This is a genomic window from Ruegeria sp. CDSC054, assembly GCF_059610645.1.
This window is the reverse complement of sequence record NZ_JBXWOA010000004.1, coordinates 340,054-362,222: the sequence shown is the minus strand read 5'-3', so window position 1 is coordinate 362,222 and position 22,169 is coordinate 340,054. Positions and strand designations below refer to the sequence as shown.

21 protein-coding genes and 1 tRNA gene are annotated in these 22,169 nt (G+C 57.7%); 9 read left to right on the top strand and 13 right to left on the bottom strand.

What is annotated here, in order from left to right; translation table 11 throughout:
• Positions 1 to 180: 180 nt before the first annotated feature.
• Complete coding sequence (locus AC2FGC_RS11635) at positions 181 to 1,176, top strand: helix-turn-helix domain-containing protein (protein ID WP_496782383.1); 996 nt, start codon at positions 181 to 183, stop codon at positions 1,174 to 1,176.
• Positions 1,177 to 1,409: 233 nt separating this feature from the next.
• On the opposite strand, the gene AC2FGC_RS11630 is transcribed toward AC2FGC_RS11635, so the two are convergent.
• From AC2FGC_RS11630 to AC2FGC_RS11620, 3 genes are all read right to left on the bottom strand, one after another.
• Positions 1,410 to 3,047 (bottom strand): adenylate/guanylate cyclase domain-containing protein, encoded by a 1,638-nt coding sequence (locus tag AC2FGC_RS11630; protein WP_496726322.1) that lies wholly within the window; start codon positions 3,045 to 3,047, stop codon positions 1,410 to 1,412.
• A gap of 120 nt (positions 3,048 to 3,167) precedes the next feature.
• On the bottom strand, positions 3,168 to 3,398 hold the full coding sequence (locus tag AC2FGC_RS11625; protein WP_496765375.1) for a hypothetical protein: 231 nt from the start codon (positions 3,396 to 3,398) through the stop codon (positions 3,168 to 3,170).
• Positions 3,399 to 3,425: 27 nt separating this feature from the next.
• Complete coding sequence (locus AC2FGC_RS11620) at positions 3,426 to 3,584, bottom strand: hypothetical protein (protein WP_496782381.1); 159 nt, start codon at positions 3,582 to 3,584, stop codon at positions 3,426 to 3,428.
• A gap of 292 nt (positions 3,585 to 3,876) precedes the next feature.
• Between AC2FGC_RS11620 and AC2FGC_RS11615 the strand changes: the two genes are divergently transcribed.
• On the top strand, positions 3,877 to 4,977 hold the full coding sequence (locus AC2FGC_RS11615; RefSeq protein ID WP_496726325.1) for a Hint domain-containing protein: 1,101 nt from the start codon (positions 3,877 to 3,879) through the stop codon (positions 4,975 to 4,977).
• 101 nt (positions 4,978 to 5,078) lie between these two features.
• Here the strand turns inward: AC2FGC_RS11615 and AC2FGC_RS11610 are convergent.
• The 4 genes from AC2FGC_RS11610 to AC2FGC_RS11595 all read right to left on the bottom strand — a co-directional run bounded on the left by AC2FGC_RS11610 (position 5,079) and on the right by AC2FGC_RS11595 (position 7,727).
• Positions 5,079 to 5,168 (bottom strand) — tRNA-Ser (locus tag AC2FGC_RS11610).
• A gap of 171 nt (positions 5,169 to 5,339) precedes the next feature.
• The gene (locus AC2FGC_RS11605) at positions 5,340 to 6,413 is read right to left on the bottom strand and encodes a hypothetical protein (protein WP_496726326.1); all 1,074 of its coding nucleotides are present in this window, start codon (positions 6,411 to 6,413) and stop codon (positions 5,340 to 5,342) included.
• Between the two features lie 135 nt (positions 6,414 to 6,548).
• Complete coding sequence (locus AC2FGC_RS11600; RefSeq protein ID WP_108860111.1) at positions 6,549 to 6,866, bottom strand: DUF3775 domain-containing protein; 318 nt, start codon at positions 6,864 to 6,866, stop codon at positions 6,549 to 6,551.
• Between the two features lie 87 nt (positions 6,867 to 6,953).
• Entirely contained in the window at positions 6,954 to 7,727 is a 774-nt protein-coding gene (locus tag AC2FGC_RS11595; RefSeq protein WP_496782380.1) for a DUF1365 domain-containing protein, read from the bottom strand.
• Between the two features lie 147 nt (positions 7,728 to 7,874).
• Here AC2FGC_RS11595 and AC2FGC_RS11590 point away from each other — a divergent pair, with 147 nt between their 5' ends.
• From AC2FGC_RS11590 to AC2FGC_RS11580, 3 genes are read left to right on the top strand one after another with little or no spacing between them, the layout of a single operon-like run.
• Positions 7,875 to 8,531: a sigma-70 family RNA polymerase sigma factor gene (locus AC2FGC_RS11590; RefSeq protein ID WP_496726328.1), complete on the top strand. Its 657-nt coding sequence runs from the start codon at positions 7,875 to 7,877 to the stop codon at positions 8,529 to 8,531.
• Positions 8,532 to 8,541: 10 nt separating this feature from the next.
• Positions 8,542 to 9,192: a ChrR family anti-sigma-E factor gene (locus AC2FGC_RS11585; RefSeq protein WP_496726329.1), complete on the top strand. Its 651-nt coding sequence runs from the start codon at positions 8,542 to 8,544 to the stop codon at positions 9,190 to 9,192.
• 58 nt (positions 9,193 to 9,250) lie between these two features.
• On the top strand, positions 9,251 to 9,655 hold the full coding sequence (locus AC2FGC_RS11580) for a hypothetical protein (protein WP_496726330.1): 405 nt from the start codon (positions 9,251 to 9,253) through the stop codon (positions 9,653 to 9,655).
• A gap of 3 nt (positions 9,656 to 9,658) precedes the next feature.
• Here the strand turns inward: AC2FGC_RS11580 and AC2FGC_RS11575 are convergent, their stop codons facing one another.
• From AC2FGC_RS11575 to AC2FGC_RS11550, 6 genes are all read right to left on the bottom strand, one after another.
• Positions 9,659 to 10,888 carry a DNA recombination protein RmuC gene (locus AC2FGC_RS11575; RefSeq protein WP_282170229.1) on the bottom strand — a complete coding sequence of 410 codons (1,230 nt, stop codon included), beginning with the start codon at positions 10,886 to 10,888 and terminating at the stop codon, positions 9,659 to 9,661.
• 52 nt (positions 10,889 to 10,940) lie between these two features.
• Positions 10,941 to 12,785: a DNA mismatch repair endonuclease MutL gene (gene mutL / locus AC2FGC_RS11570; protein WP_496726331.1), complete on the bottom strand. Its 1,845-nt coding sequence runs from the start codon at positions 12,783 to 12,785 to the stop codon at positions 10,941 to 10,943.
• 281 nt (positions 12,786 to 13,066) lie between these two features.
• The gene (locus tag AC2FGC_RS11565) at positions 13,067 to 13,996 is read right to left on the bottom strand and encodes a metal ABC transporter permease (protein WP_496726332.1); all 930 of its coding nucleotides are present in this window, start codon (positions 13,994 to 13,996) and stop codon (positions 13,067 to 13,069) included.
• On the bottom strand, positions 13,993 to 15,198 hold the full coding sequence (locus AC2FGC_RS11560) for a metal ABC transporter permease (protein WP_282119542.1): 1,206 nt from the start codon (positions 15,196 to 15,198) through the stop codon (positions 13,993 to 13,995). The genes AC2FGC_RS11565 and AC2FGC_RS11560 overlap by 4 nt, the downstream gene beginning before the upstream one ends.
• A gap of 3 nt (positions 15,199 to 15,201) precedes the next feature.
• The gene (locus AC2FGC_RS11555; RefSeq protein WP_496726334.1) at positions 15,202 to 16,005 is read right to left on the bottom strand and encodes a metal ABC transporter ATP-binding protein; all 804 of its coding nucleotides are present in this window, start codon (positions 16,003 to 16,005) and stop codon (positions 15,202 to 15,204) included.
• A 3-nt stretch (positions 16,006 to 16,008) separates the two neighbouring features.
• Positions 16,009 to 16,962: a metal ABC transporter solute-binding protein, Zn/Mn family gene (locus AC2FGC_RS11550; RefSeq protein ID WP_496726483.1), complete on the bottom strand. Its 954-nt coding sequence runs from the start codon at positions 16,960 to 16,962 to the stop codon at positions 16,009 to 16,011.
• 198 nt (positions 16,963 to 17,160) lie between these two features.
• Between AC2FGC_RS11550 and deoC the strand changes: the two genes are divergently transcribed.
• The 4 genes from deoC (at position 17,161) to AC2FGC_RS11530 (ending at position 22,163) form a co-directional block, all read left to right on the top strand.
• Complete coding sequence (gene deoC, locus AC2FGC_RS11545; RefSeq protein ID WP_496726335.1) at positions 17,161 to 18,159, top strand: deoxyribose-phosphate aldolase; 999 nt, start codon at positions 17,161 to 17,163, stop codon at positions 18,157 to 18,159.
• An 11-nt stretch (positions 18,160 to 18,170) separates the two neighbouring features.
• Positions 18,171 to 20,504 carry an aldehyde dehydrogenase family protein gene (locus AC2FGC_RS11540; protein ID WP_496726336.1) on the top strand — a complete coding sequence of 778 codons (2,334 nt, stop codon included), beginning with the start codon at positions 18,171 to 18,173 and terminating at the stop codon, positions 20,502 to 20,504.
• 24 nt (positions 20,505 to 20,528) lie between these two features.
• A complete protein-coding gene (locus AC2FGC_RS11535) occupies positions 20,529 to 21,344 on the top strand; it encodes an SDR family oxidoreductase (RefSeq protein ID WP_496726337.1) in 816 nt (271 codons plus the stop codon).
• A gap of 87 nt (positions 21,345 to 21,431) precedes the next feature.
• The gene (locus AC2FGC_RS11530) at positions 21,432 to 22,163 is read left to right on the top strand and encodes a cyclic nucleotide-binding domain-containing protein (protein WP_496726338.1); all 732 of its coding nucleotides are present in this window, start codon (positions 21,432 to 21,434) and stop codon (positions 22,161 to 22,163) included.
• The last annotated feature ends 6 nt before the right edge of the window (positions 22,164 to 22,169 follow it).

The following is a 22,169-nucleotide window of genomic DNA, read 5'->3' as shown; positions in this document are numbered from 1 at the left end:
TCGACAACGCATATGGCGACAGAAACCTAATCTGCACATGCCCCCCAATGGACGCTTACGAAGAAGCCGCTGAGTAAGCGGGCTGAAATTCACGACCGACCCCCGAAATTATGGGGGTCGGCCATAAGAAATGGGCGGTGCCCCGAAGGGCAAAGCCAAAGACCATCAGGTGGAGGAACAATGAAACACTATGTCCTCAAAAATGCCCGTTCACGGCAAGCCTGCGTTGCCAGGCAAACACCCAACAGAAAACATCACGTCGATGTTGTCCTCTCTGGCGAGGACACCGAAGCATCTGCACAGATCGTCCTGGATTTCTTTGATGCCTTGAACAGGCTGGTCGAACATCATTCTTACATCATCAACATTCGCAGGTTGGCTAAAGATCCGGTCGAAGGGCCGCTGTACTGGTCTGGGCGAACGGCACTGTTTTGGGGGGATATCCACGAAAACTGGCGGTTGGATGACTCTGAGAAATCCTGGACCTCACAGGTTGTGAACCTGTCGTCGCGCACAATATTTGTCGGCAGCGCCGTTTTGCTGCTTGCTCAGATCGGGCGGGCAGAAAAAACAGTCGCCGCGGTGCACCCCAACTTCACGGCCGCAGCGCAGGAAATCGGACTGATCGAAGATGGATCGGGTATCCACATGGCCAATGATAACCGTTTGCACAGCGCATCGACCCGGTTGAGCGCATTACGGTTGTTGTCCAATTTCGTTTCGATCGATCACGGAGAGCACCTCGCAGACACTCTGCGCGGATACATCGGACTGTCCGAGCCTAAAAGGACCGCCAAGAGCCATATTGCAATCCGGCTTTTCCAACGGTCCGAGGCCGATCCACAAGTGCGCCGAGCCATCGAAACGATGAGTGATAATCTTGAGGACCCATTGCGGATCTCGGATCTGGCGCAAATGCTGGGTACGTCTACCCGACAGTTGCAGCGTCGGTTCCTGAACAGAACCGGCACAAAGCTTTTGACAACGTACAGAGAGCTGCGTCTGGAACGGGCTGACACGTTGCTTCGAACAACGGATCTGTCGCAGCGAGAGATTTCGGCAGCCACCGGGTTTTCGTCTGCCGTCGCTTTGGGTCGCGCCTTTCGCGCCCACTACAAGACATCCCCGGACGACATCCGAAATCAACGCTTTGCGGGACAGTTATCTGCCAGGTAGGACGGAAAGGACCGCGCCCTGGTAAACAGTCGGTTCGTCCCCCCGCATCAAGTCAAACACACTCGCTGACCCACGCATCGGGTGAGTTGCCGTCCCATCGGGCCGTCATTAGCGTGCGCACTGAAGCTGTTTTGGTTGGCTCAGTCTTGTAGATTGCAGGCGCGCTCATCGCTGGCAAATGACCGCCCGACCCCACCTTTTGAAGTTACGACAGGCGCAACTCCCTGCATTTGTCAGGGATAGGGGGCACAAACGTGAGGCGCCGTCCGGCTTTCGACCAGACGCGCCAGTTCATAGGCCGAAACGCGGGTTCCTATGCCTTTCAGATCGAACGGTCCCGCCGGGGTCATATCTATCCGGACCTGACGCGCTGTCGCTTCTGAGACAAGCACCTGACCGTCCTTAGCGATTTCACACAGGCGTGCCGCCAGATTGGGTGCAGGCCCAATTGCCGAGTAATCCAAACGACCCTCAAAACCAATCCGACCCAAAGTTGCTGCCCCCGTTGCGATCCCAATGCCGAGACCAAGACCGTGCTGAGCGATACCGGCCCTGTACGGCACCATCGCCTTTCGGACATTCACTTGCATTTTCTGGGCCAAATCAACGGCTCTCTGCGCAGCATCATCCAGCGGCACTGGCGCGCCGAACAAAACCATCAAACCGTCGCCGAGAAACCGTTCCAACGTTCCCCCGCAGGCTTCGACAAGCGGTCCACAAGTGCCATGAAATGCGTTGAGCGCCGCGACGACTTGATCCGCATTGGCAACGGTGGCGAAGGCCGTGAACCCGCGCAGATCGGCAAAAAGAACTGTGATCTCGGCCTTACGGGTCCTCAAGACATCCGCCTCATCCGTCGCGCCGACAATCATCGCCGCCACCTGAGACGGCAGGAAGCGTTTCAGACGATTGGTGCGCTCGATCTCTTCTATCTGGTTGGCGACCCGAGTTTCCAGCGCTGCATTCAAATCGGCCAGTTGGGCTTTTTGCACTTCGACTTGCCCGTAAAGCGCACCCAGTTTTTCGCTGGTCTGGTTCACGTGGTTTGCCAGCTCGCCCAGTTCGTCCCGATTGGGAACCGTAATCCGGTTGTCGAACCCACCCCGGGACAGCTTGCTGAGCACCGCATGGATACGTTCGATCGGCCACAACAGGGACGACGAAATCGAATATCCCAACAAAAGGGCAATCCCAATCGCCGCGATCGCCGCAGCCGTGATGCTTAGGCGTGAAGTCAAATATGCTTGTTCTGTAGTCCGCGCCAGTTCGCGCACTTCCTGTTCGACATTCTGCGCCACGGTATACGCCTCGCGCTGCATGGCTTGGAGCGGCTCGAACATGTGGTCGATACCGTGTTGCGCTGCGGCTAACAGATTGCCTTCGCGGTTCAGACGGCGCAGTTCAGTGATTGCCGGTAAAATGTCCTGAAGGTCAGATCGAAGGTTCGCAATCGCCTGCGCATCCGGCATTCCGGGCTGCCCGAAACTGCGAAAACCAAGGGCAAGGTTACGCTCTAGTGCTGCCGAAACGTGAAGTATCGAACGCGTAGAAGCTCCCAGAAATCCGTTCTGACGAGGAAAGTCTTTCAGGTTTTGCGGAACGAACAAGGACAGTAGATGTGTGTTCAGGTTCGAGATCGTCGTGTGGGTGTCATTAAAAAACGCAATACGCTCCTGATCGCGCATCATCGTCTCGGACCGCAGATTGGCCTGATGCAAAGCATATAGACCAAACAACACCAAACAGACCAGCAGACCGGTTATTCCTAGAAAAGCCACCAGCAGCTTGGCCCGAACCGAAAGAGCGACCTTGGCGACGCTGAGCGCAACCAAGGGCGGCCTGTCAGGGCCACCGTTGCGGTCGTGTGTCATGCTGCACCCCCCGCCGAAATACGCGGCAGAACTAGCGTCATTGTACATAAATATGCAAAAAAACGCTAGCAAATAGATCAAAATGTCTGTGCAAATTGCACTGCTCTAGCAGAGTTTGTGCTACTTTTTGGACGGGTTGTTTTCGGCGTAATCGCGCAGGCATTGGGTATCCGCGGCAACCGAGTGATTACGGTTGATTTTCACGCCCTCCGGCTTGAGCTGCGAAAACGCACGGCTCAGGCTTTCGGGCTTCATGCCCAAGCGTCCTACAATCAGCATCTTGTCATAAGGCGGCTCAACCTCACAGCCGTCGGCCACCTTGTCGGACAGGTTCATCAAAAATTTGGCCACCTGCTGCGCGCCAGTCTGGGCCTTGAGTTATTCAAGCTGTGCGACCAGCGAATGCAGATGGGTAAAGGTCGAAGTCAGGATCGATACGCGAATCTCAGGGTCTTCGCACATCAGGGACAAAAAAACCGGGTTGGGAAGGTGCATCACTACACAGGCCAATATGGCTTCTACCCGTGTTAGCGCCATGCTCATCGTCATGACATTTCGCAACGCGATCACCGTTGCACAGTTTAGCTAGTGAGATCGGTACCCAGCGCGGCCCACCGCACTGCCTTAACGAAAGTCAGGCCCATGGCAGAGTAGCGTTATGGTAAAAAGGCCAGCCACATTCATGAATTCAAAAAAATGCCGTGGTATTGCCTTGAAATAAGGGGATTGATTGGCGACTGTTGCTGAAAATACCTATTGAATGGTGGTTTATGTGCCAAAAGTTCTGACTGAAATGAACGGCGCGCGCAAAAAAGGTGGTGAGTTGTAAATGGCAAACTATTCCTACATTGGATATGATCCCGACGTCATCACGGTGGGGTCGGGCCAGGTCATTTTGGACACCGATTTTGACCCGGCCACTGACCGGCACGTTTTCAATGTCGAGGATGCAGCAGGCGGTGACATTCTGTCACGCCCCGGGAATCCAACTCTGCCCGATACCGGCACTGTCTTTAACGGCGACTTCAACAGCAACGAAAGCGGCGATGACTTAACACAGACCGGTACGGTCACCAATCTGGACGGGTCCACAACATTTTTCAGTGGTGATATTTACCTTGAAGAATCCTATATTCTGACCGATCCGGACGGTGGCACCATCACCGTCTACCGGGTCGAGGTCGAGGGTGACCTGGCAGGCTATATTACGTCAGAGCCTTTGGAACCCGGCACTGCCTATTCGATGACGATTGTCAACGTCACGCCAGGCAATGCGCCTGATACAACCGACCCCACATCCATCGTTGACGTGCCCTGCTTTACGGCTGGCACACTGATCCGGACACCGGGTGGAGATATTGCGATCGAACGTCTGAGTGTAGGCGATTTGGTTGAGACGATGGACCGGGGTCCGCAGCGTATCCGCTGGATCGGTGCGCGTACACTGACCAGTCAAGAGCTGTCGGAAAAGCCCAAACTGCGCCCGATCCGCATCGCCGCCGGTGCATTAGGCAGCGGACTGCCTCAGCGCGACTTACTTGTTTCCCCGCAACACCGGATGCTGGTGCGGTCCGCCATTGCAATCCGAATGTTCGAAACCAGCGAAATTCTCGTGGCCGCGCACGCGCTGGTTGGAATTTCCGGTATCTCGGTCGAGGAAAACGCTCAAACCGTCGAGTATTATCACATGCTGTTCGAACAGCATGAGATCGTCTTTGCCGAAAGCGCCCCATCGGAAAGTCTGTTTGCTGGTGCCGAGGCCCTCAGGACTGTGCCGGCTGCGGCACGGGCAGAAATGCTGGAACTGTTTCCCGCCTTGGCCACAGAGGATTTCGTACCGCCATCAGCGCGTCCGATCCCGGCCAAAGGCAGGCAGGTTCGGCATATGGTGCAACGCCACATCAAGAACAACCGATCATTGATCGAGTAATCGAGAATAATTGAAGAGCAACAGCGAACTTAATTGTGTTACGCAAAACAACCCCATAAGGGGCTGAAAAGCATCTTGTCCAATTGAACGGAAATGGCAGGTGGCGGAGACGAAGGGATTCGAACCCTCGAGACCCTTCCGGGCCTACTCCCTTAGCAGGGGAGCGCCTTCGACCACTCGGCCACGTCTCCGCTGGCCGGTATATCCTTGCATGTCGACCAGATACAAGACGATTTTGATCAAGCGCGATATTTTTCTGAAATCGAATGCGCCGGGGCTGCTGAGATGCATTTGCTTGACGAAAGTGCTGCCCCATCTGTTTCCTAGTGCGATTTGAAACTATGAAGAGCGTCACTACAACGTTAACCCGGTTCCTCAGCTTCAATTGCGGCCCGCATGAGGAACAGAGTCGCCGGATCTAGTTCGCTTTGGGCCATGATAGCCTCAAAGTTGGGGTTCAATGCGTTGGTGCCCCAAGGTCGTACAGCCAGGGCAATCCAGATCGCAACAGTGCTGTCATTGTCCAACTGATGCCTAAACACATCCAGGATCCGGGACCGCAACTCGGGATAGGTCGTTCCGCCATCGGCCAGACTGCGGATTAGGATGCGCTTTTCGGCGGCGGAGCGTTCAAGCCGCTGCAGCGACTTTTCGATTTCAAGGATTGCCCGATCCCCATCAACTGTGATTCCCGCCAGCCCCCAGTCGTATAGGTTGAGGTTTCCGCTGCGAAGCGCGCTTTGATAGCCAAGCCTTACGCGTTCTTTAGCCTTTGGATCCGACTGAAGACCCAACAATCGGATAAGTGCCGGTGCGTAGGCTAAACGATTGGGATTGCGAAGATCCTGCAATAATTGTGCGGTTGTCACAGCATCGGTCAGGTGGGTCAAAAGCCAATAGGGCGCGCGGTGGATTTCGATCAGCGCCGTGTTGCGCAACAGGCGATCTTCATGTGTGAGATAGGCACTGAAAAAGGCAACCTGCGCCGCGCGATCCGGCGCGCCACTGGCCCAGCCCTGCCCCTCGGCACGCAGTGTTTTAAGGAAGTGGGCCCTGTCCGGTGTCATCAGGAACCCTTTGGTCCAACCACTGGGCAGGCTGCGACCGGCCTTGTCCTGATACCCCGCCCCGTAGATCATCAAAACCGTTCTGCTCGGACTCGCACGAAAGGCGGATCGCGTAACGCTGTCGACCAGGAAAGGTATCTCGGGCAATCCCCCAACCTGTTCCGGTGTGCCTTTCAAAACCGTAACGGGGGAGAACTTGAAAGGGTTGTCTGGCGATGGTGCCGCCAGCACGATCACACGCGCCGAAAGAATCCGGTCCGCCAGAGAATATTCCGGAAGCTCAACGCAGACGCCGCATGCTTGGGCAGGGCGGGAATGGAAGCCCACGCAAAGCGCGAACACCGCAAACAATTGCAAGACGCGCCACATGGATCACGCTCCGTCTAATAGCACCCCAGCCTGAATGCGGGCTTTCGGGTTTCCTGACCATGTTATCCGAAAACCGGGTTTTCAGCGAATGGTTTGCAATTTGCAGGCGGCACCGGGTGCACATAGCCGGTGGACTTACATCAGGTCGTTTTCCACATCCTCTGCTGAGATGCCCAGTGCATCCAATCCATTTTCAAGGTGATCCGACATATGCGGCGTACCGATCAGGTAGTCTGCGCAAGGGGTTGAAGCCTCGGACTTGGCGGTTGCGATAGCCTCAGGCAGATCTTCGGCGAAAAAGCTTTCACGCCCGACCCACATGACAGCCACCAGTTCGGCCTGTTCGTCCTCGCTCATCCGGTCAATGAAGGCGCGCAATTCGCCCTCGGCACGACCCAATTCGCGCCCCATCATTGCAACCTGAGCAATTTTCCTTGGCGAAATTTCCATCATGACCCAACTCCTCGTATTCGCGGTTTCAATAGTACCACAACCATGAGGAAGGGGCTGAGTCTTTGATCTTAAGCAAAGACCTAAGGGCTAAGGCTTGCGACTGCGGGATATCGGCTGATCGGGCACAGGGGCGGTTCGGAACGGGACAAACCGGGCCTTCTTGATCTTAAGTTTGATCGCCTGCCACACAATAAGGAAAAACGCACGCCGCGCACCGAAGGGGCGCCGCAGCAGCGACCACAGGATCGCCCGGTTGGTCAGCGGCGCGCGCGGCCCGGTCAGGGTGGCAATCAATCCACCCGCTTTTCGACCATAGTCAATCCAGACGCCGATACGCTCGGGGCGATGGTCGAACCGGAACTCATACGTCCCTTCGATCTTTTGAAACGGTGAGACATGCATCAGCTTGTCCGCAACGATGCGATCCGTCGGCTGGATCGGCGCAAACCCGGGATTGTTGCACAGATAGCTGTGGCGCGTGCCGTAAGTGTTCGTAACCTCTGCTACCACCGCATATACTTGTTCATCGGCATCGAAACAGAACCAGAAGCTTACCGGATTGAAGACATGCCCCAGCACCCGTGGCTGCGTCAGCAACTCAATTCTTGCCGGTTGCGTAACACCCATTTCGTCGAATTTAGCTCGCAACCACGCCGCACCCTGCCCTTTGCCGGGTTCACCGCCGTGGTCACGGTCTCGCCAGTACATCGCATTGGCTCGGTTTATCGAAAACAAAAGCGGTGTGTCAGGCCGGGCTTCGGGGTCCAACAGGATGTAATCAATGGAATACCGAAACGCATTCTCGATCCCGCCTTTTCGACCGTGGTAAGTGTGGCCTGAAATATGGTCGATCCTGTTCATTCTCGTCTGCGTTCCAGTTTTCCTGTAAGCTGTTCAAGTGGCGCTGTTTTTTTTCATGTACATGTTTATCATACGAAACATGGTCCGGATTGGATTAAATTCGCATCACAATGTGATCCAGCTTGGGGCTTACCGCGTAATGTTGTTATGTTTACCGAGATCGATACCGCGACCTTGGATGAACCGGTGGCCAGCAGGCCTTCACAGAAACCGTGGCGCGCAAAAAAACGCATCAGGGGAAGACCGGTGAACCGAGCGCAAGACAGTTGTGACAAACGAGTTGAGTGGGTTGACCACGTCAGACGCATAAGGGACGCACAGGATCAGGCAGCGTTTGCTGAGTTGTTTCAGCACTTCGCGCCGCGGATCAAGGCGTTCCTGATCAAGTCGGGCTCAGATGCGGCCATGGCCGAAGAGTGCGCTCAAGAGGTGATGGTCACGCTGTGGCACAAGTCACATTTGTTCGACCCCACGCGGGCAACCGTGGCCACATGGGTGTTCACGATCGCGCGGAACAAGCGCATCGACGTCCTGCGCAAACAACGCCGCCCCGAGCCCGAAGAACTGGGATGGGGACCCGAGGCTGAACCGGAGCAGGACGACATACTCGTGCTGCAACAGGAAACCGCGCAGTTGCGCAACGCGATGACCGCGCTGCCAGAGGCGCAACGGCAACTGATCGAGAAAGCCTATTTTGGCGATCTGAGCCATCGAGAAATCGCTTCTCAGACTGGATTGCCACTGGGAACGATCAAATCACGGATACGGCTGGCGCTGGACCGCTTGCGCCATGCGATGAATTGAGATGACGGATATGAGCAATAAGATCAAACATCACCTGACAGACGACCTGCTGATGGCTTACGCCGCAGGCACTCTGCCCGAGGCTTTCGACCTGATGGTCGCGACACATCTTTCCCTGTGCAATCAATGTCGTGCGCAGGCCGAAAGCTTTGACGCCGTTGGCGGTTATGTCCTGGAAGAACAGGACGAGACCGTTGCGATGAACGACAAGGCACTTGCGGAAACGATGGCTTTGATCGCAAACGGTGCGCCGATTGCCAAACCCAGGCGACCCGGCTGCTCGGTTTTGCCAAGCCCGTTGCAGGATTACGTTGGCGGCGATGTGAACGACATCCGCTGGCGACCAATCGGCATGGGGGTCAAGCAGGCGATCCTGCCGACGAGCGGCGAAGCGACCGCCCGGTTGCTCTTCATTCCGGCGGGCACCGCAGTTCCCGACCACAGCCATAATGGCGTGGAGCTGACAATGGTTCTGCAGGGCGCGTTTTCTGATGAGGTCGACCGTTTTGCCCGTGGCGATGTGGAGATTGCAGATGAAGACCTGCACCATACGCCGACAGCCGACATTACCGAGGATTGCATCTGCCTGGCTGTCACTGACGCGCCGCTGAAATTCAACAAGCTGATGCCGCGTCTGTTCCAACCGTTCCTGAAGATCTGACGCAATCAGCGCTCATGTGGTACCCTGCCCTGCAAGCTGATTGTTGGAGGCATTTGAAATGATCCGGACTATGTTCTTCGTTCTTGCCCTTATGGGTTTCTCATCTGTCGCTTCTGCCCAGTTGGTCGCTGACGTGAAGTTCGAACCGGGCAATTTCGGGACAATGGTCAATGGTACCGTCACTGGAAACGAGTACTTCGACTACAAGTTGGGTGCAAAAGCCGGACAAGAGATGTTTGCCGACCTGAAGGTAAGCGACACAAATGGCTATGGCGTGATCTACTTCAACATCCTGCCGCCGGACAGTGATGGTTTCGCGATCTACAACGGCTCGACCGACGGGAATACCGCGCGCATCGAATTGCCTGAGGATGGAGACTACACAATCCGGGTCTACCTGATGGGCAATGACCGCGATTCGGACAAGACGGTCGGCTACAATCTGGATCTGTCAATCCAGTAATGCCTAGCCTTCGGACTGGCCCAGAGGCACAACGTTGGTCTGATCGTCAGGCGCCAGTTCCTCGAAATCGAAGTTATCCAACCGCTGTGCCCGGCGGCCAGCCTTTTCCGCGCTGATCTTGATTTCCGAGATATCCTTGGCCGCTTGCCCAAAATGGCGGTCCAGATTGCCGACCCGATCACCCAAACGCTCAACATCCTTGTGCAGCAAACCCAGTTCTTTGCGGATCGCCCCAGCTTGTTCCCGCATCCGCGCGTCTTTGAGGATCGCACGCATCGTGTTCAGTGTCGCCATGCAGGTGGTGGGCGAGACGATCCACACGCGTTTGGTGAAACTCTCCTGCACCAGTTCAGGAAATTTGGCATGAAGTTCGGCATAGACCGCCTCGGACGGTAGGAACATCAGTGCTCCATCTGCCGTTTCACCGTCCAGAATGTACTTCTCGGAAATATCTGTAATGTGCTTACGCACCGTGCTGCGGAACATCTGAACCGCCGCCTTCAACTCCATGTCATTGGTCGAACCAATCAACGCCTCATAGGCTTCCAACGGGAACTTGCTGTCGATGACAATCGGTCCCGGAGGGTTAGGCAGGTTGATCAGACAATCCGCCCGGCGCCCGTTCGACAGGGTTGCCTGCAGCTGGAAACTATCCGAAGGCAGCGCCTTAGAGACGATATCGTTCAACTGGATCTCTCCAAACGCACCGCGGGTCTGTTTGTTCGACAGGATATCCTGCAGAGACAATACATCGCCCGACAGTTTGGTAATATTGTCCTGCGCCTTGTCGATGGCGGCCAGACGCTCCTGCAACTGCGTCAGCGATGTAGCGGTTTGTTTGGATGATCCATGCAGCGATTCCTTCATCCGCTCCTGCATCTCGGCCAAAGCACGCGCCGATTTCATCGCGTTGTCCGCCAGTCGGTCATTCATCTGCTGCTGGACCGAGGACAGCCGGGATTCAACCGTCTGGATCACCTGCACCTGCGCATTGGCCTGCGTGTCCGAGACATGCTGCAAGCCACCGCGCAATTGTTCCTGCCCTTGCCCCAGCTGCTGCACATGCTGGCCAAGATGCGCCATTTGGCGGGACAAAGGTTCTGCCATACGGGCCGACCGGTTGGCTGCGCGCAGCGACAAAAACAGCAACAGCAGGATCAGCGTAACAACCCCACCCACGGTTAGGATCACGGGGTCGTTCAGCGCATATTGGGTTCCTGCAATCTCGATCATGTCGCCTCGGATGTTCTTGTTTTATTCTCCATAGCCCAACCAAGCCAATGGATCAACTGCGGCCGAACAATCGCTCGATATCGCTCAGCTTCAATTCCACGTAAGTTGGCCGCCCGTGGTTGCACTGACCGGAATGGGGCGTGGCCTCCATTTCCCGTAGTAAGGCGTTCATTTCTTCAGCCCGCATGCGACGACCCGACCGGACCGACCCATGACAGGCCACCCGGCTGAGGATCGCCTCGATCCGCGCTTGCACCATCTGGCTTTCGCCCTGATCGGCCAGTTCGTCGAGGATATCCAGGATCATCGCCCGCGCGTCCACCTCGCCTAGAATAGCCGGCGTTTCGCGCACGGCAACCGCACCGCCGCCAAAGGGTTCAATTGTCAGTCCCAGCTTTGCCAGGTCGTCCGCAACCTGCATCAATCGCGCGCAATCGCTGTCGGACAATTCAACAATTTCCGGGATCAGCAGTGCCTGCGCAGCGACGCCATTCTCTGCCGTCTGTTTTTTGAGCTTTTCATAAACCAGCCGCTCATGTGCCGCATGTTGATCAACGATCACCATGCCGTCTGCGGTTTGGGCGATGATGTAGTTCTCATGTACCTGCCCACGTGCCGCCCCCAAAGGCAGGTCTTCGACCGGTGTTTCTGGGACCGAAGCCGGTTCGACAATGCTGCCGCTGTAGTCCTGAGACAATTCGGCAAATCCCGGTGCCTGCGCCTGATACGCCACATTCCGTGTAGCTGGTGACGGGCGGTCCATCTGATAAACGCGCGCCGGTGCAGGCAGTACCGGTTCCGGACGCATAGCGCCCAAAGTCGCATTCGCCACCGTGGAGGAGGCCCTGTGTCCGGCCTCGGCCAGCGCGTGCCTCAGGGCCGAGACGATCAACCCGCGCGCGACGCCCGGATCGCGAAACCGGACCTCGGATTTTGCCGGGTGCACATTCACGTCAACCAGCGTCGGATCACAATCAATGAACAGGGCTGCAGCGGGATGGCGATCACGGCTGAGGAAATCGAAATAGGCCGCCCGCAGCGCGCCCGTCAGCATCTTGTCGCGCACAGGACGACCATTGACGAACAGATACTGCGCCACTGCCGCTCCGCGCGAATAGGTCGGCAGGGCGGCGTAACCGTACAACCGGATCCCCTCGCGGCTCGCATCAATCTGCAGCGCGTTTTCCGCAAATTCGCGCCCGATCACGCGGGCCAAACGGGCGTGAAGCGCGTCGAACAGATCCCCATTTTCGCGGTCGGCCCGAAACGTCACGCGCCCCTCGCCTCCGCCGGAAATATCGCGCAAGGTGAAGGTCACCGCAGGCTCAGCCATGGCCAGCCGTTTGACGGTGTCGTTGATCGCCTGCGCCTCGGCCCGGTCGGTGCGCATGAATTTCAATCGCGCAGGCGTTGCAAAAAAGAGATCGCACAGTTCAACCACTGTGCCAGCACGCAAGGCCGCAGGTTTCACCCTGTCCATCCGACCACCTGCCACGTGGATCGAGGCCGCCTCGCCTCCCGACACCCGGCTGGTGATGGTCAGGCGGCCGACCGCGCCCAGCGAAGGCAGGGCCTCACCCCGGAACCCGAAGGTGTGGATATTCAACAGATCGGACCCGTCGATTTTTGACGTCGCGTGGCGCGACAAGGCCAATGGCAGATCCTCAGCAGCAATCCCACAGCCATCATCGGTGACGCGAATCAGCGTCTTTCCCCCATCGGCAATGTCGATCGCGACGCGGGTTGCGCCTGCGTCGATGGCATTTTCCACCAATTCCTTGACCGCGGAAGCCGGACGTTCAACAACCTCGCCTGCCGCAATACGGTTGATTGCTGCGTCGTCAAGTTGCCGGATGACCGGTCGATTATCGCTGATATTGGGGTGTGCCTGCGCCATACCACCAGACCTAGCACATTCGCGCGCGATTCTGCCACAGCTTTGGCTTGATTTAATGTGAGGAGGGGGCGTTCGAACAATCGCACAGTGCCAGCCTAGACTTGCGGCCAGTCTGGGCGCGATTGCTCGAACGATCCGGAGTGAGTGGTGGTCATCCAATAATCAATGGGCCAACTCATACCACGAATAAAGTTTCACGATGCGAAGACTCTCTGGGCCCCAATTCAGGTGGCGAAGTTTGGCCGATGCGGTGCAGAGCCTGACGGCGGGAAAATGCCGGGTCAAGCGGTTCCGGGTGCACCCGCCCGTGTCCGGCACGGCCCCCACAAAGCCGTAAACGCAAGGATCAAACCGGACATTGTTGCGATCATGCCCGCTGCACTGACCGCGTCTGCCGCCCCCAGCCAGAGCGGGCCATACCCAGCCAGCACGTACCCGGAGACTGCCGACAGGATGGCAAAGATGATGCTCCATGCGATCTGGGTTTCCAGCCGGTTGGTCATCATGCGCGCCGCTGCGGGTGGGCAAATGAACATGGCAATCACAATGATCGAACCCACGGCGTCAAATGCCGCCACGGCGGCAATAGCTGCCGTGATCACAAGGGCCATGCCAAGAACTCCGGTCCGGACACCAATGGTGCGCGCGAACCCTTCGTCGAAGGTGGAAATCTTCAGCGGCCGCCAGAACAGCCATACAAAGACAGATACCCCCAGCAAAGTCAGCGCAATCCGAGGCAATTCCGGCGGCAACCCCGCCAGCGCCACGGGATCCAACACCGAAGACCAGCCCACCGCGTCCAACCAGATCAGGCTTTCCAGATTGCCATAAAGCGCATGTTCAACATCCAAGTGTACGGTCGAAGTATCGGTTTGTTCGAGCAGCAGCACACCGGCTGCAAACATCGTGGTGAAAACCACCCCCATCGCGGCACCCGCCTCGATCTGCCCCAGCCGCCTGACAGCTTCGATCAGAACCACAGCCACCACTGCCGCGCCCGCGGCGCCCAGCATCATTGGCCAGGTCGAAATCGTTCCGGTCAGCAGAAAGGCCACGACAATACCCGGCAGCACCACATGGCTGATCGCATCCCCGATCAAGGCCTGTTTGCGCAAGACCAGGAAGTTCCCGGGCAAAGCGCAAGCGATGGCGGCAAACGTGCCGATCAGCAAGGGTGTCAAAGACAGGGGTACAAATTCTTCACCGCTCATGCCGGAACCTCCTGCGGGCCGCCGATCTGGCGGTCGATCTCGGCGATCTGATCTTGGGTCAGGACGGTTTCGATGTCCCGCAACCCGTCATAGAGCGCAGCCGTTGCCTCATGCATCTGATCAGCCCTGACGATTTCCCAGCGCCTTTCATCGCGCAACGCCTTGGCCGCGCGCGCCTTGCCTGTTTCGGTGGCCACGCCATCCGCCCGCGCCAAACCGGCACGCCGCAAGAGACGCAAGGTCAGTGGCTCATAGATCTTTTGCCCTTGCGCCAGTGCCAGCAGACCCTGCCGAATATGAACCCGGCGCTGGAACCGCAGGTGCCGCAGAACCGCTGCCAGAACTCCTCGGACAGGCGCAAGTAACAGGGACAGTGCGAAAAAGCCAAAGCTGACCAGTACAATGATCGGGCCGGTGGGCAGATTGGGGGCCGAGGCTGACATCGCCGCACCCAGATAGCCCGCCAACCCTCCGGCCAGTCCAGCCAGCAGCACCACGCGGTCCGAACGGTCCGTCCAGAAACGCGCCGTGACAGGTGGGATAATCAGCAGCGCCACAATCAGGATCAGCCCGACAATTTTCAGGCCCACCACAGTAACTGCCATGACCAGCCCCATCATCGCCAGATCAATCCGGTGCACCGGCAGGCCCCGGGCAGCAGCGTATTCAGGGTCGAAGGCGACCATGGTCATAGGTCGGCGAATGATCATGACCAGCAACAGCGTCGCTGCCCCACCGATTGCGATGACCAGCGCATCCGCCCACAACATCCCTGCGGTTGAGCCCAGCAGGAACCCTTCCAGCCCGGCCTGACGACCGACGCCCATGGTCTGGATCACGGTCAGCAGAACGATGCCGAGACCGAAAAACACCGACAGGATGGCACCAATGGCGGCATCCTCGGCCAGTCGTGTGTGGCGTGTCAGCCAATTCATGCAAAGCAAACCGACCCAGGCCGACACGGCCGATCCGGCCAGCAAACCGATCAGGTTGCGCCCATCGCCGCCAAGGGCGACCAAAACCATGAACCCAAGGCAGACGCCGGGCAAAGTCGCGTGGCTGATGGCGTCGCTGACCAGCGCGCGTTTGCGCAAGAACAGGAACGTCCCGGTCACACCAGCGGATATACCCAATAAGGTCGCACCAATCGCGACCAGCGTGGCGTTATAGCCCAGCTGCAGGGTCAGAGCATCCCAAAGCATGATTTACCCCAATGCGCGCGAAATCTGGTCGATCTGGGCTGTGGCCAAACGGCCGCCATACGCCGATTGCAGGGTTTCGGCGGTAAAGGCCTCGGCCACAGTTCCCTCAGCCACTTTGCGGGTATTGATCAGGAATACATGGTCGAAATAATCAGTCACCGTAGCCAGATCGTGATGTACGACGACAACGGTCTTGCCAGCCTCTTTCAGCGACTTCAACACTGCGATTATTGCTTTTTCCGTCGCGGCATCGACACCGGCAAAGGGCTCATCCAGCAGATAAAGATCGGCATCCTGCGCCAGAGCACGGGCAAGGAAAACGCGCTGCTGCTGGCCGCCTGAAAGTTGACCAATCTGGCGGTCGGCAAAATCGCGCATCCCGACCCGGTTAAGGCAGTCCATGGCCCGGGACATATGACGAGCACGGACGCGGCCCAACAACCCCAGCTCGCGGGACAGGCCCATCAACACAACGTCAATCACACGCGTCGGGAAATCCCAATCGACGCTGGCGCGTTGTGGTACATACGCGATCTTGGCGCGCTGTTTCTCAAGCGGTTCACCAAAAACCGAAACCTGCCCGGACAGGGGTGAGACAATACCCAGCGCCGCCTTCAGAAGCGTAGACTTCCCCGCCCCGTTTGGTCCGATGATCGCCGTCATCGCGCCGGGCTGCACGGTCATATCCACCGAAAACACGGCGGGTTTCTGACCGTAAGAAACAGTCAGACCGCGAATGACCAGAGGGCAGTCCTTTGTAGTTTTCTCAGCAACCGAAGCACCCTGATGCGCAGCCAGCGACAGCATCGTTCAGGACCCCGCCGACAATTTGCCGTTCATGCCATGCTCGGGCACGTCTGCGCCCAACGCCCCGGCAATCACAGAGATGTTGTGGTCCAGCATCCCGATATACGTACCCTCGTACGTGCCCGGTTCACCCATCGCGTCGGAATACAGCTCTCCGCCGATGCCAACATCATGGCCTTTGGCCGCGGCCCCTTCGATCAGCGCGCGCATGGACCGATCAGAAACCGAGCTTTCGACGAACACCGCCGTCAGCTGCTGATCTACCAAGGTATCGACCAGTTCGCCGATCCTGTTCAAACCGGCCTCGGACTGGGTCGAGATGCCTTGAATGCCAAGCACCTCATAGCCGTATGCCTCACCGAAATAGCCAAAGGCGTCATGCGCCGTTACAAGCACACGGTTGTTTTCCGGCACGTCGGCCAGCACTTGTTTGCCGTAGGCTTCCAACTGATCAATCTCGGCCAGATGTGTCTGCGCGTTCGCGGCGAAAAAATCAGCAGCTTCAGGGCGCGCGTCTGTCAGGGCTTTTTGAACTTCGACCACCACATCGCGCCAGACGGCCGGGCTCATCCATACATGCGGGTCATACTTGTCGGCATAATCGTCATGTGCGCGCAGCTTGGACTTATCGACACCCTCGGCAACAGCCACGACCGGGCGTTTGCGCCCAAGATCATGGAAAAAGTTTTCCATCTGCGCTTCAAGGTAAAGACCGTGCCACAGGATCAAATCCGCCCGGGTCATAGCCACGATATCGCTGCGGGTCTGACGATAAGCATGCGGGTCGACGCCCGGGCCCATCAGGCCTTTGACCTCAACCTGTTCCCCACCAATCTGACGCGCCGCATCAGCGATCATGCCTGTGGTTGCAACCACTTTCAGCGGTGCCTCGGCCCAGGCTGTGACCGGCAAAGCGGCGGCAAAAGCCAAAGCCGCAAGAAAACTACGACGAATCATTTCTGACCCCATTTAGGTATCCTCTTGAGAATGAATATGCGAACCATTCGCAACTAAGTCAACGTCATTGCGAATTATTCGCAAGAAAACATTAAATTTGTCCATTTGGTCAAAAAAATTGCACGCGCAAGGCCGCTATGCCTTCCAATTAGCGCCAAGCCGTGCGATTTTGGCGCAAACCTCCCAAAGGATGTGAAGATGGAAACGCAGAGCTCAGAAAGCCCCGTGCGCACCGCGCATCTGCCGCAAGTGACCGAGCCTAGAAACCCTGGAATGGAATTGGATCTGGACTGGGTACGCGCCGTGCAGGTCAATACTTCGGCCATTGAACGCCGCGCCGCGACCCTGCCCGGTCGTCGGTCTGTCAAAAAAGAGTATCAGGCCGCGTGGCTGTTGAAGGCGGTCACGATGATCGACCTGACCACCCTGTCGGGTGACGATACGGTCGGACGTGTGCGCCGTCTGTGTGCCAAGGCACGGCAACCCGTTGCACCTTCGGTTCTGAAAGCGCTGGATATGCCGCCGATCACAACCGGGGCCGTTTGCGTCTATCACGACATGATCGAAACCGCCGTGGACGCTCTGCATGGCACTGGCATCCCTGTTGCTGCGGTTTCCACCGGCTTCCCGGCAGGTTTGTCGCCATTCCATCTGCGCGTGGCCGAGATCGAAGAAAGCGTGAAGGCCGGTGCCGAGGAAATCGACATCGTGATTTCACGCCGTCACGTCCTGTCTGGCGACTGGCAAGCTTTGTATGACGAGATGAAGGCCTTCCGTGTGGCTTGCGGCGATGCGCATGTCAAAGCCATCCTCGCCACCGGAGAGCTGGGCAGCCTGCGCAACGTCGCGCGTGCTTCACTGGTTTGCATGATGGCGGGTGCTGATTTCATCAAGACTTCGACCGGTAAGGAAAGCGTCAACGCGACCCTACCCGTTTCGCTGGTGATGATCCGCGCGATCCGCGACTACTATGACCGGACCGGGTATCGTGTTGGTTACAAACCAGCAGGTGGGATCTCCAAAGCCAAGGACGCATTGGTGTACCTGTCGCTAATCAAAGACGAGTTGGGTGATCGTTGGCTGGAACCTGACTTGTTCCGCTTTGGCGCGTCATCGCTGCTGGGCGATATCGAACGGCAATTGGAACATTATGTAACGGGCGCATATTCCGCCGGTTACCGTCACTCTATGGGCTGAGGACAAGAACAATGACAGTCAAAGAGATTTTCGAAACCATGGACTATGGCCCCGCCCCCGAAAGCGCGGCTGAAGCGCTGGCCTGGCTGGTCGATCAGGGCGACAAGTTCGGTCACTACATCGACGGTGCCTTTACCAAGCCGGGTAAGGGGTTTGAGAGCCGCAACCCAGCGACCGGAGAGGTTCTGGCCAAGCTGACACAGGCGAAACAAGCCGATGTGGATGCCGCCGTGGCTGCCGCACGCAAGGCGCAGCCGAAATGGGAGAAGCTGGGCGGCGCAGGCCGCGCTAGGTACCTCTATGCCATCGCGCGCCTGTTGCAGAAGCATTCGCGTCTGTTTGCCGTGTTGGAAAGCCTCGACAACGGCAAACCGATCCGGGAGTCACGTGATATCGACATCCCGCTGGCGCAGCGGCATTTTTACTATCACGCGGGCATGGCGCAGTTGATGGAAAGCGAATTGCCGGATTCTGAGGCGCTAGGCGTCTGCGGGCAGATCATTCCGTGGAACTTCCCGCTGCTGATGCTGTCGTGGAAGATTGCCCCGGCCCTGGCCATGGGCAACACGGTGGTTTTGAAACCTGCCGAGTACACCTCGCTGACCGCACTTCTGTTTGCTGACATTTGCACACAGGCCGGGCTGCCCAAAGGCGTAGTCAACATCGTCACTGGTGACGGCGCCGTGGGCGAGATGATCGTGAACTCGGACGTGGACAAGATCGCCTTTACCGGCTCGACAGTTGTGGGCCGCCGTATCCGTGAAGCGACTGCAGGGTCGGGCAAGGAACTGACATTGGAGCTGGGCGGCAAGTCGGCCTACGTCGTCTTTGATGATGCCGATATCGACAGTGCTATCGAAGGTCTGGTCGACGCGATCTGGTTCAATCAGGGGCAGGTTTGCTGTGCGGGCTCGCGCCTGTTGGTACAGGAAGGCATCGCTGATCGCTTTCACGACAAGCTGCGCGCACGGATGGACAAGCTGCGCATCGGCGATCCGCTAGATAAATGCATTGATGTGGGCGCGGTTGTAGACCCGGTCCAACTGCAAACCATCAAAAGCATGGTCGAGAGCAACACCGCTGGTCACGTGCACCAAGCCGCGTGCGATCTGCCTGCGAACGGATGTTATTACCCACCCACGCTGATCTCGGGCCTCGAAACTTCCGACCCGCTGATGCAGGAAGAAATCTTTGGCCCGGTGCTGGTGTCCTCGACCTTCCGCACGCCGGAAGAGGCGGTCGAGCTGGCCAACAACACCCGTTACGGGTTGGCTGCGACCGTGTGGACCGAGAATGTAAACCTTGCACTGGATATCGCGCCCAAGCTGGTTGCGGGCGTGGTCTGGGTGAACGCCACCAATCTGTTTGATGCGGCCGCTGGCTTTGGCGGTGTGCGCGAGAGCGGCTTTGGTCGCGAAGGCGGTTGGGAAGGGCTGACGGCCTATACCAGGCTCAAGGGCAAAGCTAAGCCATTGGCAAAGGTCGATGCGACCACCGGCGAAGGTGCCCCAGTTGACCCAATCGACCGCACCGCGAAGATGTATATTGGCGGCAAGCAGGCGCGGCCTGACAGCGGCTATTCGAAACCTGTCTGGGGCAAGTCAGGTCTATTGGGCCAAGTGGGTCTTGGTAATCGCAAGGATGTGCGCAACGCGGTTGAGGCCGCGGCAGGTGCCAAAGGTTGGTCCAAGACCACCGGCCACCTGCGCGCGCAGATCCTTTATTACATTGGTGAAAACCTTTCAGCCCGTGCCGATGAATTCGCCGCGCGTATCGACGCCATGACCGGAAAGAAGGACGGCGCGAAAGAGGTCGAAGCTTCAATCCAGCGCCTGTTCACCGCCGCCGCCTGGGCCGACAAATATGACGGTCAGGTGCACGGCGTTCCGATCCGTGGCGTGGCGATTGCCATGAAGGAATCCGTGGGTGTCATCGGCGCGCTTTGTGCGGATGAGACGCCTCTGTTGGGTCTGGTCTCGGCCATGGCCCCGGCGATTGCGATGGGGAACCGGACAGTTCTGGTGGCCTCAGAGCCCTACCCTCTGGCAGCGACTGATTTCTACCAGATCCTTGAGACGTCTGACGTTCCCGCTGGCGTGGTCAACATCCTGACCGGCAGCCACGCGGAACTGGCGAAACCACTAGCATCGCACCTGAACGTCGATGCTGTCTGGTCGTTCTCGTCAACTGACCTGTCGAAAGAGATCGAGGTCGTCTCGGCCGGGAATCTGAAACGGACCTGGGTGAATAACGCGACGGCAATCGATTGGGGCGTGGACCATTCCCGCCGCTTCCTGCAGGCTGCGACCGAAGTCAAAAACATCTGGGTGCCCTACGGCGAGTAGGGCTCCCCGCCAAGGGAGGCCTACATGGACTTTTCAGGAAAAACCGTCGTCGTCATCGGCGGAACCAGCGGTATCAATCGCGGCATTGCCGAGGCTTTTGCGGCCTCGGGTGCCAAGCTGGCGGTCGCCAGCAGATCGCAGGAAAAGGTCGATGACACCGTTGCTGCGCTGAAAGCTGCAGGGGCACAAGACGCCATCGGCGCGGCCTTTGACGTACGCGACCCAGAGGCCGTGGCAGACGGGCTGAAACAGTTCCACGACGCGCTCGGTGACTTCGACGTGCTGGTATCGGGCGCGGCGGGTAATTTCCCGGCGCTCGCGGCAGAGATGTCGGTCAATGCGTTCAAGACCGTGATCGATATCGACCTGATGGGCACGATTCACGTGATGAAGGGGGCCTATCCTTTCCTCAAGCGTCCGGGTGCCAGCATCATCAACATCTCGGCCCCTCAATCCTACCTGCCTTACGAAGGCCAGGCCCATGTCTGTGCCGCCAAGGCAGGCGTGGATCAGATCACCCGCACCCTGTCGATGGAATGGGGCGTCGAAGGCATCCGCGTGAACTCAGTCGTGCCGGGTTTTATCGAGGGCACTGAAGGGGCCAAGCGTCTGGCCCCCACGCCAGATGCTGGAGAAGCGTTGCGCAAGGACGTCCCCTTGGGCCGTTGGGGTCAGCCGCAGGACGTGGCGAACGCCTGTATGTTCCTCAGCTCTGATCTGGCCAGCTATATCAGCGGCACAATATTGGCCGTAGACGGCGCGCTGTACCAGCGTGGTTCGGGCAAGTTCGGCCAGATGATGGGGCAAATGTTGCGCGCGCAGGCGAAAGCACGCTCATAAGACCCGTTAACCTGTGAGGTTGTTCATTTACGGCTTCACGTAATTGGCACAGCGTAAGACCCATTCATTGCGAGGGTGGGTCCTTACATGCTGAATAGTCCATTTGAAATTACCGAGTTTGTCGAACTGTCCACGATGGTCGGCGTCGCCGGGGCTGGCCTTTACATTCTGAACTACTTTTTACTGCAAATCGGCATAGTCCGAGGCAATGGCGTGCTCTACCCGGTTCTCGTTATCGTTGCTGCAAGCTGCGTTCTGATCAGCATGGTTGAAGAATTCAATCTGGCCGGTTCGATCATACAGGTGGCCTATATCGCGATTTCGGTAATCGGATTGCTGCGCGGATACCTGTCGCGGCATCTCATTCGCTTTTCCGCAGCCGAGCGCCAGTTCATCTCGAATCATCTTGGGTCACTGAAACCGCATCTTACCCGAAAGCTATTGAACACTGCGTCGGTTCAGGAGTTCGCCAAGGGCGACATTCTGATCGAAGAAGCCAGAACAACAGATTTCCTTGGCTATGTCCTGAGCGGGCGAACAACCATCCTGCAAAATGGTCAGGTCATCAATATTTGCGGCTCGGACGAGACACTGGGAGAGCTGACATTCGGCCTTGGCCTACCCGCAACGGCCACCGTCATCGCCTCAGAGCCGACAACTTGCTTGGTGTTCGACAATTTCCGTCTGTCCCGCCTGCTACGCCGCAACCGGCATATCGACGACGCGCTTAAAGCCGCACATTTCAGGCACGCGCGGCAAAAGCTTCTGAGCAGCAACAAGCATACGCTTCGGGCACAGAAACGGCCCGTCGCGGCCTGAACGGGT